The organism is Microbulbifer maximicatervae (SeqCode), assembly GCF_052467065.1.
This window is the reverse complement of record NZ_CP174299.1, coordinates 4,196,011-4,211,552: the sequence shown is the minus strand read 5'-3', so window position 1 is coordinate 4,211,552 and position 15,542 is coordinate 4,196,011. Positions and strand designations below refer to the sequence as shown.

The following is a 15,542-nucleotide window of genomic DNA, read 5'->3' as shown; positions in this document are numbered from 1 at the left end:
GATTTAACAAAAACAAAACCCTTAGAATTTTGATAGATCCCCGCAGACAAGCTGTAAATCTAGTCATAATTTTAATTCTTTTATTTATTGCACTTATGATAAAAAGTGTGACTATAGGCCAATATATTCCGCTAACTTTTCAGTTAACAAATTAATTTTAACAATATAGCCAGCTTTGATTTCCCAGAAATTAACTCTCTGATTGCAGATCACGCTGCCAAAGTAAGGTTGGCAATTCTAATTCTGGCTCTGGTGGATCTTGAGTCGGGACTGGTTTTGGTTCAGGCTCAGCCCTGAGAGCGAAAACGTGGTGGTTAGTACTATGAATATAGAGTACGGTACCATCTTCACTCAGCGTGGGTGTGGTATTCACTGTTTCCCCATTAGGCAGTTGATAACGCCATTGCTCACTGCCATCTACGATATTCAAGGCGTAAATGGTGCCGCTATAGCTCACGGCATAGATCATGCTGTGATCGGCACTCAGTATGGGGCTGGCAATCACACCACTCTCTGTGTGTATCTGCCAAAGAATGGATTTATCCGCTTTTACGGCAAAAACTCGCCCGCCTTCAGCCTTATTGGCACCTACATAGGCGATGCCATTTGAAACCGCAGCCTGGCTCATCACCACACCAATATCGTCCAGTGTCCAGGTCAATTCACCATCGGCAGAAAAGTGATAGTAGTTTCCATCAAAGTTGCCCTGATAAACGCTGTTATCTTCCAATGCGGTGAGTGAAGCTCCGATAGATTCGGGTTGTAGCTGGACCTGCTGAAGGGATAGTTGGCTGATCAGGCTCTTTACTGGTGGGCCGCTTTTCCAGAGATTGCTTGGTTGTCCCGATGCTAGATTAACTTGTATTTGTGCAGTTTTGCTTCCGGAGGGGCCCTTGGCGAACAAGGTGTAGGTGGTAGTAGTGGTGGGGGCTACTCGTACAACCCCCTGGGCCTGCAGCCCTTCAATCCGAGTTCCATTACCGTTGTTGATAAGGGTTACGGTCGTCGCTCCAAGTACTAACCAGCTAAGCCCGGCACTATCTCCCGGCTGGAACAATTTTTCGGGGAGTGCTGAGAAAGCGCGGATCTCAAGCTCTGTCCCGCCCTCCAGTGCAGACAGTGGCGAATCCGATACGAGCGTCATTTCTGCGGCATCAAGCTCTTCAGAAGATAATCCCAAACACACAGCTAGAGCGAGAAACCAGACTGGTAATATCCGTAACGAAGGGCATTGTGAAGAGAACTTCTTGCACTCTGACCAAAAAGCAATCAGTAATGGGTCCATGCGAAGTGTTTTGTCCATAAATAATAAAGGGAGGGCCCGCTGGCAGATGTTCAGTTATCTATAATTTTTTATCGACACTGCCAAAGTTGCCCCTTACCCATCTTAACCTAATGATTAGAAATTTCAAAATGCTCCATATAGGTTTTTGCCGGGCTTAGACCTTTTAAAATTTCTAAACACCTCGCAATCTGGAAAAAAATTATGCAGGAGGGTGGAGTAACTGTTGATGTCGGTTTAAGATTTAACGCCCTTCGCCAGCGTTGTGATGTGGACATTGAGTTGTTGCTCGAGGTCTTTATTGCTCATGAGTGCTCCGATATAGCGTATGGAGCATGAGCAGTTACACAATATAAATTACAGCCTCGACTTGACTGAGCATATATTGAAAACTCGTAACTGTCAGTCAAGTCTGAACTACTACATCGATTATTTATTTTCTAAGGTCAATGCCTGCCGCATGACAAGCATCATCACTCAAGGGGCATCTGAATAACTCTGGGCCAATTTGGTAATGTTCATCTACCCATAAAGACTATAAAAAATCATGCACCAAGTCACTTTTTCCGAAGCAGAATATAAGCTAAGGAACCTCTGATCAACGAAGCATTTTTCTAGAATGAAGCCGAACTCTTTGAAAAATTCACTTTATTACGCACAAACGATTAATAGCCCCCTAATTTTTCACCCGAAACCCTTAATAGGCGAATTTCAGGCGAACCACCCCTAGGCAGCCAAGTATTTTCTCCCTATTAATAAGTTAGTAAAGCCTGCCAGTAAGCATAGCCTCTCAGTATTTTTTACCAGTCCCCGATAGCGGACCTTGTCATAACCAAATACCTGTTTGATGTAGCGGAAGGGGTGCTCGACCTTCGCTCTTATCTGCGCCTTGATCTTTTCCGCTTTACGGAATACATCACGCCCTGGAAGAGTTTTTAGCTTGCTCGGCTTCATTAATATGTACCAATCCGCCTCCCGCTCTTCCAACTCTTCACGCTTCTCCGCACCAATGTACCCAGAGCCTCCCCAGATTCTTTTCTCCTCCCTGTGGAGGACTCGCTATGTGGTTGTGACATCATGCGAATTCGCTGCTGTTGTATCTATGCTATGTATTACTCCGAGCACATCATCAACCCCGATATGTATTTTCATCCCAAAATGCCACTGATTGCCTTTCTTTGTTTGATGCATTTCTGGATCACGTTCTTTCTTTTTATTCTTAGTTGAAGTTGGCGCAGAGATAATAGTGGCATCTACAATCGTGCCTTCTCGCAGCACCATGCCATTCTCAGCAAGATGCTTGTTGATTTCATCAAAAAGAGCTGTACCTAGCTGATTGAGCTCCAGTAAGTGGCGAAAGTTAAGAATCGTTGTTTCATCGGGAATTGGGCCGCTCAAAGTCAATCCAGTAAAACTACGCATGGATTCAATTTCATACAGTGCATCCTCCATAGCGGGATCACTGAGATTGTAAAATAGCTGCATGCAATGAATACGAAGCATGACATTCAATGGATATGGCTGTCGGCCACGTTTGCCTTGTGGGTAACAAGGAGTGATCTGAGCTTCTAGTCGCTGCCATGGGATGAGGGTTTCCATTTGAGAAAGAAACTTCTCTCGGCGAGTTATACGGCGCTTTAGCTTATATTCTGCTTCGGCAAAGGTGACTTGGTGCATGATTCATCGTAGTCTTGATGGGTAGGTGAATATTACCAATATTGACTCAGAATTATTCAGAGGTTCCCTAGAAAGGGCCATATCTTTCCCTTGCTTAGGCACTGTAATTGCACCAAAACCCTGACAAGTCTATATTACTCAGCATAAAGTAGTTCACTGGTTTCAATTTAAAGAGATCGGCCCACTGAATACAATGCTTAAGCCTGAATGGTTTAGAGAGGGAATGGCGTACCTCTATAGCGGCGCTCCCGATTCAGATATCCCTGACCACTATTACCCAATGATTCAGCAGTATAAAGAATGGCACTCAGATATGGAGTGGAATGAAGTTATCAGCGCAGCGAGAGAGCTTTAGGGAGCCTCTAAATAAATCCGTAATATCTCTGCGAGCCTTCAAGGCTCATCCATGGGGCTTTCAGAGCGATTCACACCCTGCGTTGTGACTTTTTGAAAGATCTGGACACTTCTTGCCAAGCCGCGCCTTAATAGTGAGCCAGAGGCATCACGGAATTATTTAGCCCCCCAGACCTCGCCCAGATTGTTTGGCAGCAAATTTATAAGAAAATATTCCTATGAAGATAAAGACACCACCAATAAATGCATTAATTTCTGCACTTTTCACTATTACGCTTTCCAGTTTCAGCCATGCAAAGGACGCTGAGCAGATTGAATTTCTGAACCCAACATGATCAGTCTCAAAGCTACCATTTTCAGAGGCTGTGAAGATTGGCAACCAGCTATTTTTTTCCGAGCAAATAGGGCTTTCACCGGAGACTAAGCGGTTAGCCTAAGGGGGATTCGCTGCGGAGACCAAACAGACTCTAGACAACATAAAGCAAACTCTAGAGCGCTACGACTACGAAATGAAAGATGTCGTTAAATGCACGGTCATTTTAACAGATATCAAGAATTTCCCTGAATTCAACAACATCTACCAGAAAGCTTTTGCCTCCCCCTACCCTACAAGGACTACCTTTGCAGTGGAGTCCCTAGCGCTGGACGCCCAAATTGAAATTGAGTGCATCGCTGCCAAGTAATCAATATTAAAACTGGGAGTGCCAGACTAATCCCCCTAATTGACTCATCAGGACTTTTACTGCGGTCTAAATTCTCTAATATACGCTTGCACTTAAACTCAACGCACAGGGTCGCCTAAGCGACCCTGTGATACCTAGACAATAAAACAAGCCTACTAACTTATCTAAAAGTTGAAATCATCCAGCTTCCACCAGCAGTGCCCATCGCCAGGTATATCAAAGCCAGCTGATGTAATTCGGCCTTAAAGCGGTTGTATCCGTTAAATACAAAGGAGCCAAAATTGGGGTCAAAAAGCCTCCAGGTATTACCATTCTGTACTTGAATTGCAATTGCATGGCCGCTGTTGGGGCCCAGGAATCCTATCAATGCAAAGCCTTGATTAAGGCGGGCCATCCCCTGCCGTATCCATCGCAAAAATGTGGAAAAAGGCTCAAATGGATTCAACTGATGCCCACGGGCGATACAGTGCTCGGTATACCCATCTGTCCGACAAATCGTCCTTAACCCTGACGATATACCCATCACATTTCCCTGGATCTGCTGCTGCGCGGAAATTGCCCTTTGCATTGTATAGATAGGCTGCCCAAAGGTGGTGGTCGACCCGCCAACAGCCCTTAAAAACATACCTGGAGTTGCTCTGTTAAGAGCGTTTCCAATTCCTGTATTGTGGTAACGCTGTTGCAATCCTGCCTGGAGGTGCATATTTATATGGCCGCCGGGTTGCAAGCCGAGTCTCACCCACATGTAGGATAATGCGTAACAAACTCCGCGCCTTACATCATTGTGGACACCGGGTTGGATGTAATTTGCCTGATCCAATAGAAATTCTGTTTCTGTTAGTTTCGGATTGAACATGGAGGTCTCCCTATTCTTTAGAGATAGTGGACTTTTGCCTATCCGCGGTATCGCGGCCCATGTTCTATTTTTCTTACCTACAGTTTTATCTCTATCAATTTTCCTGCGGCTTTTTTAGCTTTAAGTCACTTTAAAAAGTAAACTGGAATTTAATTACACTTGGTTACAGTTGGCTTTTCAGGGCATAAAGAGCAAAATATGATACAAACTTCCAGTTTAAATTGCGTTTGGATATGTGCAGAAAGTTATTTATTTTTAATCATATACGAGTGCAAGTATTGCGCTGGTAATAACAAACTCATCAGAACAGTGAGCTATCAAATGCCAGCGCTAATATATCTGTTGAGAAGGCTGCGGAATCTAAATTCAACCTTCCTATATGATATTAACTGGGAAGTTGAGTAAGGAAGAAATCTCTCAGGTTCTCACCCATTACTTTACGGATCTCTTCTTCAGTAAACCCTTGCCGAAGCATTTCTGCGGTAAGCACGCCCAGTTCACTTACGTCAAATGCAACCTTTACACTGCCGTCATAGTCCGACCCCAATGCGACATGATCCACACCCAGTGTATCAATGGCATAACGAATGGATTTAACAATGCTCTTGGGGCTTGTATCACAGACAGCACCAGGCCAGAAACCGATTCCAACCAAGCCTCCTTTGCCCGCTATCTCCTTCATTAGCTCGTCACTGATATTCCGGCGTGAGTTGCACGCCCCTTGAAGCCCGGTATGGGAAACAATCACTGGGCGCTCGGCAATATCCAAAACTTCGCGGACGACCTGCTCGGAGGAGTGGGCGACGTCAATCACAATAGAGCGCCTTTCCATCTCCTGCACTGCTTCCCGGCCAAATGCGCTCAAACCCTGCCCGCTTTCTCCATGCAGGGAGCCACCCAGCTCATTGTCGAAAAAGTGTTGCAACCCCATCACCCGGAAACCAGCATCGTATAGGTGACCGATGTTTTCGATCTTCCCTTCCAAAGGATGGGCACCTTCAGTGCCAAGGAGTGCGGCCAAAACCTCTCCGCCCTGCTTCCTTGCTACAAGCACCTGTTGTAAATCTGCCGCACTTTTGACGATACGTATTTGGTCAGGCGCAGATTGCTGTAGCGCATTAACACGCTCTGCATGATAGAGCGCCCGCTCATACAGGCTGCCCCACGCCTTTACTGGCCACGCCTGAGCAATGGCCAATAAGGTTATGTTATCGCCAGCTTTGCTGGAGTTCTTCTGATAGTTCTGCCCCCGGGGAGACTTGGTAACTGATGTGAAGACCTGGATACCCAGATTACCTTCTCTCGCCCGGGGAAGGTCCAGATGACCATAGTCGGCTCGCTTCCTCAAATCCCTGGCCCACAGGAAACTATCTGCGTGGAGATCACCTACCAATAGACTTTGGTGTAGCGCTTTAGCCTCAGGTGACAGCGCTGCAATTTTGCCCGGCTCTACTTTGTTCATAGACTTTTCAATAGCCGGAAGCAAAAGCCATTTCCAGCTGGCGAACAATATCACCACCATTGTTGTCAGAAGAATGAACCACTTGCTCATCTATTGTCTCCATTAGTAGAAATCCATGGGGAAGTTTGCACAGAGGCAACAACCTTCTTCGATCCATCAGGATCGCAGAATGAAGCAATTCGAGCGGTTGCTCAATAAGCAAGCAAGAGAAATAAAACTGTGGTGGTCGTGGAATAAGCGCTGGGACACCAACCTCGTACTTATCAGAAGAGAGAAAAATGAAGGACAAGCAGTGATCAAACTTTTACAACTGAACTTACTCGTATTATTCGCTCTATTCATGGGTGGTTGCGCCGCTTTATCGCCCAATTTTCAGCAGCCCGAGGTTGAGATTATTGGGCTGGAGCCGCTTCCTCCTGCCGTCGGCAGCGATCTGCGCTTCAGAATCCATTTGCGCATTTTCAACCCCAACAACCAAGAGCTACCCCTCTCCGGGATCTACTACAAGCTCAGTCTTGCCGGCCATAAAGTGATGACAGGAACCTCAAACAACTTGTTGCCCATTGCCCCCTATGGCCAGGATGATATCTCGGTAGACGCAACTGCAAGCTGGATGGGGTCTCTATTCGCCGCCGCTGAATTAGCGAATAGAGGGCAGCAATCGGTACCCTATGAACTTCAGGCAAAAATTGGCCTGAGCAGGTCCATTGTGCCTTCCATTACAGTGCAGCGAAGTGGCGAAGTTCGACTAAATCAGAATCTGGGCCTCTACCACTAGTCCAAGCCTACTCACTTTGGATATAGCGTTTTAATCTCCCCAGTCGCCGACCTTGTCGGCACCGGGGATCTGATACTCGAGATAGTCTTCAACAGTGAATGGCATCTCACTGATGACTGCGCGCACGCGCTCACCAATAGCCTGTGTCTCAGGACGCGCATTGGCCAGCCCGGTATAGGGTATGCCTTTGCCGCTGGCTACGTCTGGATATTTACGTTTGAATAAACGGTGGCGGGCCACCATATGATTGAACTGGCCCTGGGTGTAAATTAACGGCACCAACTGCGGGGACTCCTCCCGTGGATCCATATATAAATCGTAATAAGCCTCCGGCATCCCCGACCCTGCCACATCCCCCGCCCCCAGCCAATGCCTCTTATATCGCCCCTTTACTGTTGCCCCCAATTCCTTACCCGTATAGATAAATACATAATCCCGGCGGCCATGAGTATCGCCGTTTAGGAACAGAGCGGTCTGGTCGAGGCCGTCAACGACGCGATCCGTGGGAATAGCATCAGTTGCTCCACCCAAGCGAGCGAAAGTCGTATACAGGTCAGTGATATGAATAATATCTCCTGCCGTTTGTCCCGCTTCGATAGTTCCTGGCCACCAGGCAAAAGCAGGTACGCGAACGCCACCCTCAGTAAAATCCCCTTTGCCACCCCGATACAACATGGGCAGCATTCCCCACCCCGCCGGCGGACTGTGAACCATAGGGCCGTTATCCGCCATTGCAACGAACAAGGTATTTTCAGCGAGCCCTAAGCTTTTCAATTCTTGCATCAGCACCCCGACAAAGTTATCCATCGCCGGGAAAGCATCGGCAACCATCAGCCCGGCCACCGAGCGCTTGGGGTTGTACATTGCCATGAAATTAAGGAGATTGGGCCAGTAGGCAACGAAAAACGGTTTCTTCTGCTCTGCGCTGCGGCGAATAAAGGCCAGCGTTCTCTGTTCTGCTTCTGGATCAAACTTAGCGAAGCACTCGTTGGATGTTCCGCACCATTCCCGCCCAGGTTGTCCCTTTTTCCCTTCAATATTCATTACCCAACCAGCGGGAATCAGACCGGGACTGTCCAACTGGTAGGGATCAGAAGGATAGATTTCGGGGAACATGCCCAGCACCGCATTCGCCACATTTGCCTGGGGGTTAAACAGGGAGGTAATCTGGTTCATAGGCGTGAATAACGCCTCATCAAACCCCTGATTGTGTAAATAACTCTCCTCGATATCTCCAAGGTGCCCCTTGCCGAAAAAGCCTGTCGTATAACCCGCTTGCGAAAGTACCTCGGCAATAGTGACTTCTTCAGCGCGCAAACCGGAAAACTCATGGGGCATACCCACTTCACCCATGCCATAGCGCACCGGTAGCCGTCCGGTGAGCGCAGCGGCTCGGGTCGGTGTGCATGAGGGCTCAGAGTACATGCGGGTAAAGTTGATACCCTCTGCAGCCATCTGGTTTAGGTTTGGCGTTGAGTAGCCAAAGTTCTTTTGCAACGCAGGAAAGCCAACAGCCCCAAATGCAGTGTCATCCCACAGCAGGAATACGATATTAGGTGGCTGTCCATATTTCTGCCGCAACTGCTGTAAGCGTTGCTCAAGTTCCGCATCCTCTTGATCCCAACGATCGCCGTTTTGCATCTTGAGAATATAAAACTCGGCATCGTGTACAACTTGCCCCTCGACATTGAGAGTGATGCAAAGCAGCCAGATCATAATCAGGTGGCTTTTGACGGACATGAGCTTCCTATAGATCGCAGAAAAGTATCTAACAATTTAGAGGAGCGCAGGGGCTTGGAAGAGGAAGAGCGAGTTTAAGCGGGGTAAAGAGCGCCTCGTTTTCCAGCAAATGCCAGAATCGAGGCGCCAATTTCGTGAGAGAAGTAGCTCCCCTCTATCTACTTATCCCGGCTGTCGGCCATAAGGGCCGGCCATGCGGCGCGCAAGTACATCACCATCGTCCACAAGGTGAGGCCGGCAGCGATATAGAGCAGCAGGTATCCAATAGTTTCCATCACCGGAAACTCTCTAACATCGAAGGCAAGCAGAACAAGAATTGCTGCCATCTGTGCGGTGGTTTTGACTTTGCCTACATAGGAAACGGCAACACTGCTGCGCTGCCCCAGCTCAGCCATCCACTCCCGCAACCCAGAGACCGCGATCTCTCGACAGATGATCACCGCCGCAGCAATCGCAAACAGCGGATTGTCATGCAGTCCCACCAGCAAGACCAATGCCGTAGCCACCATTAGCTTATCGGCAACCGGGTCCAGAAAGGCACCGAGGGCAGTACTCTGATTTAATTTTCTGGCGAGATAGCCATCAAGCCAATCGGTAATTGCGGCAACTGCAAAAATTGCAGCAGAAGCAATGTAACTCCACTTGTACGGCAAATAGAAAACCAAAACAAAAAATGGGATCAAAGCAACACGTAACAGTGTCAGTTGATTGGCGATTGTCATACTTTTCTCTATTCTTGCGGAGGGCGTACGTTATCAAGCCATCGCGCAAAATGAAACGCTTTGGAAAAAACTGGCCATTTAATCGCCAGCTCAATCCTGTTCTACTCGTGGTGTAGTGCCGAGTATATATCCTGAGCCAATTTCCGGCTGATACCATCCACGCTGGCAATCTCCGTTACTGTTGCGCGCTTTAGCTCCTGCAAACCTCCGAAATGTCGCAGCAGCGCCCTGCGGCGAGTGGGCCCTACTCCAGCGATACCTTCCAATGGAGACTCCCTGCGTTTTTTATCCCGTTTTGCCCGGTGGCCAGCGATAGCAAAGCGGTGCGCTTCGTCTCGCACTTGTTGAATTAAGTGCAGCGCTGATGAGTCGGCGGAGAGTACAAGCTCTTTGTTACTGGAAACCACATGTAATGTTTCAAAGCCCGCTTTTCGTGTAGTTCCTTTGGCAACACCAATAATTTGCACTCCGACGATGCCCAGCTCATTCAGAGCTTCGACCGCTTGTGTAACCTGGCCCTTCCCTCCGTCGATCAACAGGATATTGGGGAATTTGCCCTCGCCACCGGAAAGGCGCGTATAGCGCCGCTTTAGCGCCTGCCCCATTGCCGCATAATCATCACCCGCCTGGATACCCTCAATATTGAATCGGCGATAATCCGACTTCACCGGGCCGCCGGTATCAAATACAACACAGGACGCAACCGTGGCCTCACCGGAAGAATGGCTGATGTCAAAGCACTCAAGCCTCTCCGGGAGCTGCTCAAGTTCAAGTACTTCCTGCAGTTTCTCGAAACGGTTGTAGAGTTTTTGCTGGGCTGCAGTTCGACTAGTCAAATTCTGTTGAGCTGCCTGTTGCGCCATCTCAACCCAAGTGGCCCGCTTGCCACGCAACTTATGGGTGATACCGACATCGCGACCACACTGCTCGCTAAGAGCCTGTTGAAGTGGTTCGAGATCCTGTAAGGCCTCTGACACTAAAATCTCACGGGGGATCTCTCGGGGACTGCCCAGGTAAAATTGCGGGACAAATGCGGAAAGTAGCTCTGGCGGTGTGAGTCCCAGGCGCTCACTGGGAAAATAACTGCGACTCCCCAGAATTCGCCCCTGCCTGACAAACAGAACGTGTACGCAACAGCTACCGCCCTCACTGGCTATCCCCAACACATCCACATCGCCACTTGCCCCCTCAGCTACCTGATCCGCTTGTAGACGACGCAGCGCGGAAATTTGGTCCCGCAGTCTCGCGGCTTTTTCAAATTCCAGCGACCGGGATGCCTCATCCATTTGATCGGCCAACTCCTGGATAATGCTGTCACTTTTACCCGTGAGAAACATCTCTGCGTGGCGAACATCCTGGCGATAGTCTTCGGGAGAAATAAAATCGACACAGGGAGCGGTGCAGCGCTCTATCTGATATTGAAGGCAGGGCCTTGAACGGTTGCGAAAAACACTGTCTTCACAAGAGCGGATTCGAAAAGTTTTTTGCAAAAAGTTCAGGCTGTCGCGAACCGACGATGCATTTGGAAAAGGTCCGAAGTATCGGCCTTTCTTGCGCTTGGCACCACGGTGGAATGCAATACGGGGAAAAGTGTCATTGCTGGAAAGAAAGATATAAGGATACCCTTTATCATCCTTCAGCATCACATTGTATGGGGGCCGCTGGGACTTGATCAGGCTTTGTTCAAGCACCAGGGCTTCGGTTTCACTGCGCGTAACGGTGACTTCGATGTTTCCAATACGCTGCACCAGCGCCATGGTTTTTGTCGTTAGTCCGGAGCTCCGAAAGTAGCTCGACAACCGATTGCGAAGGTTCTTGGCTTTCCCTACGTAGAGGATTTTATTTTCGGCGTCGAACATCTGGTAGACGCCGGGTTTGCGAGTTACTGTCGCGAGGAAACGCTTGCTGTCGAACATCTGGCAACCGGCCTCAATATTTTAAGAAATCAGCCACTTTTCAATTAAAGTGCAGCATCTGGGTCAAGGATTTGGTGTTTAACAGCGAGGATCGTCAACTCTACATCACTATTAATATCCAACTTCTCAAAAATCCTGTAGCGGTAGCTATTCACCGTTTTGGGGCTTACCGAGAGAGACTTTGCAATATCCGCAACCTTGGCGCCATTGACGATCATGTCTGCAGTCTGCAATTCCCTTTTAGATAATTTTTCAAACGGAGATTGCTGATCATCCTGGCCACTGACACTGCGCATCGCCATTTTGGTTGCCATGGAATTACTGATAAAAACACCACCTGAAATAACCGTCCGTATCGCTCGAACCATTTCTTCAAGGTCCGCGCCCTTAGTCACGTAACCCATTGCCCCAGCTTGCATCAAGCGGCCCGGGAATAAATCATCATCGAGTGCACTAACGGCAACAACCTTTGCCTCCGGGCATCGCTGCAGCAGTTTTCTAGTTGCTTCAAGGCCACCCATTCCTGGCATTTTTACATCCATCAGAATGACATCAACATTAGACCGGCGAACGAATTCCAGGGCCTCCTCGCCACAATTTGCCTCTCCGGCGACTTCTATATCCTCAACATCACCCAGCATGCGCGAAATACCCATTCGCACAAGATCGTGATCATCCACCACTAAGACTTTGATCAAGCTATCCCCAACTACGGATAAGTGCAGTGGCTACGCCGCGTATACATCCTCAACGCACGAGCTCTAGAAACTGCGTTCTTCTTTTTAGCTCACGGTGAAACTACCCCGTGTAGGTCCCCCCGGAACCCAACCGCAACATACCAGACAAAAACGCTACTGCAAAGCAGAAGCACCGTTTCAAATGCTGCTGAACAGACATTTGACCACAGGATCTTGCTGCCTTTATAACATTTAATTATAGCGTAAAAACGTACCAATTAATTTTTCTGCGATCAAGATGAGCACTTCCGCAAAATTTGCGATAGAAGATTCATTTTATCGCAGAAAATATTTATGAAAGAAATCGGAATATGAGAAAATGTTAGAGGTTGAATTCGTTATAACAAAATAATCGTCAACAACTAGAACAATTCTCTACTGAAATTCAGACTGAAAACTGCCAACCTCACCCAATAACTTGCACTTTCTATTGGGTACTTCCTAACTGTAATTCAGTGAAGAATAAAAGAAGGGATTGCCCGCACCCTCATGCAAACAATCTTAAATGGGTTAAGGGTAATAGCGCGGCTCAGGCTCCAGGGTAACACCAAACTTAGCCTGCACATCAGAAGCGATAGCGCGAGCCAATCTTGTCACTTCATCACCTCGGCCCCGGCCGGGATTAACCAAAACCAATGCCTGCTGGTGGTGAACACCAACCGCTTCTTGCCGCCTGCCCCGCCAACCAGCGCGATCAATTAGCCAGCCCGCCGCCAGCTTCCAACCTTCACCGCTGGCATAAGCTACTAAATCGGGATGTTCCGATTTTAGGTTTTGGTAAATGTCCGCATTCACCACAGGGTTTTTGAAGAAGCTCCCCGCGTTGGGAATTTGATCGGGGAGCGGCAATTTACTGTTGCGAATATCGATAACCGCAGCGGCAATTTGCGCGGGTGTTAAGGAGCCACAATCCCATCCTTGCTGGTCAATAAATTGCTGCAGTGCCGGGTAAGCTACCTTGGGCTGCCAATCTTGCGCAAGGCGAAGATTAACCTGGGTAATAATAAATTGATCGCGCAACTGCCCTTTAAACACACTGTCCCGGTAATCAAACTCACAGTCCGACACGGAAAAGTTATGTAGTGCACCGGTAGAAATTTCCATGGCCTGCAAACTGTAAAAACAGTCGCGCAACTCTACACCATAGGCGCCTATATTTTGGATTGGGGCTGCACCCACTTTACCTGGAATCAGCGCGAGGTTTTCCAAGCCTCCCATGCCCTGCTCGACAGTAGACATAACCAGCTGGTGCCACCCCTCGCCGGCCGCCGCCTCGATCGTACCGCCACAACCATTGGGAGCAATTGTTAGCCCTCGCAGCCCCACCTGAATGGCAAGCCCGGGAAAGTCTCCCGTTAATACGATATTACTGCCCCCACCCAACGGCAGAATCGGCAAACGCTTCTGCTGCGCAAAACTCAAAGCCTCACGCAATTCATCCAGGGTTTCCACACGCGCAAAGTAAGCGGTGTTTGCTGAAATTGCGAGAGTATTGTGGGGCTGTAAATCGATATTGGCTTCAATCATTAGGTTCTACATCAGGCCAGGGTTTCTCGCATACGCTGAAGATCCTGCTCAGTATCTACGCCACCGGGCACTTCTGCGCAGGCATCCGCTACGTGAATCTCTTGATCGTGGTAAAGAAAACGCAGCTGCTCCAGAGCCTCGAACTTTTCTAGCGGGGCCATAGGCCAGGAGACAAACTGGCGCAATAGCGCAACACGATAAGCATAGATACCAATATGGCGACGAGGTTCCAAGCCCCTTGGCAGTTCACTGCTATCCATCGCAAAGGCATCTCTGGGCCATGGGATTGGCGCTCGTGAAAAATACCTGGCCAACCCGGACTCTGTTGTCACTACCTTGACGATATTCGGGTTGCGAAAATCCTCCACTGAGGTGATGGGTTCCGCCAGGGTTGCAACGCCGGCTCGCTTTGTAGCTGCCAGGTTTTCAGCCACTTGATTTATTACCTCGGCGGGTATCAAGGGTTCATCGCCCTGCACATTAACCAAAATGCGGTCCTCTGCAAGGCCCAGGTTCTGAGCCACCTCCTGTAGTCGGTCAGTTCCCGAAGCATGCTCGGCAGATGTCATACACACCTCCGCGCCGAAGTCGTGGGCCACCTCCGCTACACGCATATCATCGGTGGCGATAACCACCCTCTCAGCATCGCTCTCACGGGCACGCAAATAAACATGCTCCACCATCGGCTTGCCACCGATATCAGCCAGGGGCTTGCCTGGCAGGCGGCTGGAACCATAACGCGCGGGAATAATCACATCAAAAGAAGAGTTATTTTTCATTTTCACTAAACTGTTGCAGGTGCTTGTGCACCTTTTGGTAAAAAAGATCTGGCAACTTGGCCCGCACCTCGAGTGCCCACCAGTGACTCTCCCAGAAATCGCGACATTTCACCGCATCTTTCATGGTCATGATCACGGGGGTTTCCCCATCGAAGTGCAGTTCCTGGGGGCTGAATTGATGATGATCGTCAAAAGGTTGCTCTGTCACCTCGAACCCCAGCGCTTGCAGTGAACGGAAAAACCGCTTGGGGTTACCGATCGCTGCCACCCCGTGGCAAGGCCCGACTTCAGGCCCTGACGGCAGGCGCAATGTGGAGGTTTGGTCGAGGTTAAACTGGTGCCAGCAGGAAGGCTCGAGCGTCATTTCAAACTCTAAAAGCCCACCGCACTGATCCCTGACCTTGGCTTCTGGCTCTCCATTACTTACCAGCATGTCGACGCTTTGCAGGCGTGTCACCGGTTCCCTCAAAGGCCCTCTGGGCAGCATATGACCATTGCCCAAACCGCGATGACCATCAACCACACAAATTTCGTAGCTCCGCCACAAACTATAGTGCTGCAGCCCATCGTCAGACAAAATAACATCGCACTGGTGATAGTCGATCAGGGCCTGCGCCGCCTCGGTGCGATTGGGAGAAACCATCACCGGCACACCAGTGATCAAGTGCAGCATCAGCGGCTCATCCCCGGACTCCAGGGGGTGGGATTGGGCAGTCACCTGATAGGGATATTTTTCTGCGCGACCACCATAGCCACGGCTGATAATCCCCGGATTGCGACCCCGCTCCTTTAGCCAGCGAGCCAGCTCCGCCACCAATGGCGTTTTACCCGCACCGCCAACGGTGATGTTACCGATGACGATGACAGGAACTGATAAGGGCTCCGGTGGAGTGCGAGAACTCATTACCCGGCGCCGCTTGCTCACCCCCCCATAGAGTAATTCCAACGGGGTAAGCAGGGAGAGCGAGCGACCTTCACCCTTTTCGGGGTACCAGCGCTTGTTAAACCAGTCTTCCAGTGACATCCAGG

At 49.2% G+C, this 15,542-nt stretch carries 14 protein-coding genes and 1 pseudogene; 4 read left to right on the top strand and 11 right to left on the bottom strand.

All coding sequences use genetic code 11. The features are described 5' to 3' along the window. Positions 1–190: 190 nt before the first annotated feature. Positions 191–1,180, bottom strand: a complete 990-nt coding sequence (locus ACJJI1_RS18600) for a BamB-related PQQ repeat family beta-propellar protein (RefSeq protein ID WP_444957574.1) — start codon at positions 1,178–1,180, stop codon at positions 191–193. A gap of 306 nt (positions 1,181–1,486) precedes the next feature. On the opposite strand from ACJJI1_RS18600, the gene ACJJI1_RS18595 reads away from it, so the two are divergent. Next, entirely contained in the window at positions 1,487–1,621 is a 135-nt protein-coding gene (locus ACJJI1_RS18595) for a hypothetical protein (RefSeq protein WP_444957573.1), read from the top strand. A gap of 387 nt (positions 1,622–2,008) precedes the next feature. Here ACJJI1_RS18595 and ACJJI1_RS18590 read toward each other — a convergent pair. Beyond that, a pseudogene (locus ACJJI1_RS18590) lies at positions 2,009–2,959 on the bottom strand (IS5 family transposase). Between the two features lie 223 nt (positions 2,960–3,182). Here ACJJI1_RS18590 and ACJJI1_RS18585 point away from each other — a divergent pair. Together ACJJI1_RS18585 and ACJJI1_RS18580 are read left to right on the top strand one after the other, a co-directional pair. Continuing rightward, entirely contained in the window at positions 3,183–3,314 is a 132-nt protein-coding gene (locus tag ACJJI1_RS18585; protein WP_444893794.1) for a hypothetical protein, read from the top strand. A gap of 475 nt (positions 3,315–3,789) precedes the next feature. After that, positions 3,790–3,996, top strand: a complete 207-nt coding sequence (locus ACJJI1_RS18580) for a RidA family protein (protein WP_444959399.1) — start codon at positions 3,790–3,792, stop codon at positions 3,994–3,996. 160 nt (positions 3,997–4,156) lie between these two features. On the opposite strand, the gene ACJJI1_RS18575 is transcribed toward ACJJI1_RS18580, so the two are convergent. Both ACJJI1_RS18575 and ACJJI1_RS18570 read right to left on the bottom strand, forming a co-directional pair. Then, positions 4,157–4,852 (bottom strand): YopT-type cysteine protease domain-containing protein, encoded by a 696-nt coding sequence (locus tag ACJJI1_RS18575; RefSeq protein WP_444905356.1) that lies wholly within the window; start codon positions 4,850–4,852, stop codon positions 4,157–4,159. A 385-nt stretch (positions 4,853–5,237) separates the two neighbouring features. Next, complete coding sequence (locus ACJJI1_RS18570; protein WP_444957572.1) at positions 5,238–6,404, bottom strand: dipeptidase; 1,167 nt, start codon at positions 6,402–6,404, stop codon at positions 5,238–5,240. A 79-nt stretch (positions 6,405–6,483) separates the two neighbouring features. Here ACJJI1_RS18570 and ACJJI1_RS18565 point away from each other — a divergent pair, with 79 nt between their 5' ends. Next, complete coding sequence (locus tag ACJJI1_RS18565; protein ID WP_413665677.1) at positions 6,484–7,092, top strand: LEA/WHy family protein; 609 nt, start codon at positions 6,484–6,486, stop codon at positions 7,090–7,092. A gap of 30 nt (positions 7,093–7,122) precedes the next feature. Here the strand turns inward: ACJJI1_RS18565 and ACJJI1_RS18560 are convergent, their stop codons facing one another. The 7 genes from ACJJI1_RS18560 to lpxK form a co-directional block, all read right to left on the bottom strand. Next, a complete protein-coding gene (locus ACJJI1_RS18560; protein WP_444957571.1) occupies positions 7,123–8,832 on the bottom strand; it encodes a sulfatase-like hydrolase/transferase in 1,710 nt (569 codons plus the stop codon). 158 nt (positions 8,833–8,990) lie between these two features. After that, the gene (gene pgsA / locus ACJJI1_RS18555; RefSeq protein ID WP_413665675.1) at positions 8,991–9,554 is read right to left on the bottom strand and encodes a CDP-diacylglycerol--glycerol-3-phosphate 3-phosphatidyltransferase; all 564 of its coding nucleotides are present in this window, start codon (positions 9,552–9,554) and stop codon (positions 8,991–8,993) included. Positions 9,555–9,655: 101 nt separating this feature from the next. Next, positions 9,656–11,470, bottom strand: a complete 1,815-nt coding sequence (gene uvrC, locus ACJJI1_RS18550; protein ID WP_444957570.1) for an excinuclease ABC subunit UvrC — start codon at positions 11,468–11,470, stop codon at positions 9,656–9,658. Positions 11,471–11,514: 44 nt separating this feature from the next. Then, on the bottom strand, positions 11,515–12,168 hold the full coding sequence (locus tag ACJJI1_RS18545) for a response regulator (protein WP_413665673.1): 654 nt from the start codon (positions 12,166–12,168) through the stop codon (positions 11,515–11,517). Positions 12,169–12,717: 549 nt separating this feature from the next. After that, positions 12,718–13,734, bottom strand: a complete 1,017-nt coding sequence (murB, locus tag ACJJI1_RS18540; RefSeq protein WP_444957569.1) for a UDP-N-acetylmuramate dehydrogenase — start codon at positions 13,732–13,734, stop codon at positions 12,718–12,720. Positions 13,735–13,745: 11 nt separating this feature from the next. Next, a complete protein-coding gene (kdsB, locus tag ACJJI1_RS18535) occupies positions 13,746–14,513 on the bottom strand; it encodes a 3-deoxy-manno-octulosonate cytidylyltransferase (RefSeq protein WP_444957568.1) in 768 nt (255 codons plus the stop codon). Beyond that, positions 14,503–15,537: a tetraacyldisaccharide 4'-kinase gene (lpxK, locus tag ACJJI1_RS18530; protein WP_444912975.1), complete on the bottom strand. Its 1,035-nt coding sequence runs from the start codon at positions 15,535–15,537 to the stop codon at positions 14,503–14,505. Before lpxK ends, kdsB begins: the two co-directional genes overlap by 11 nt. Positions 15,538–15,542: the final 5 nt, after the last annotated feature.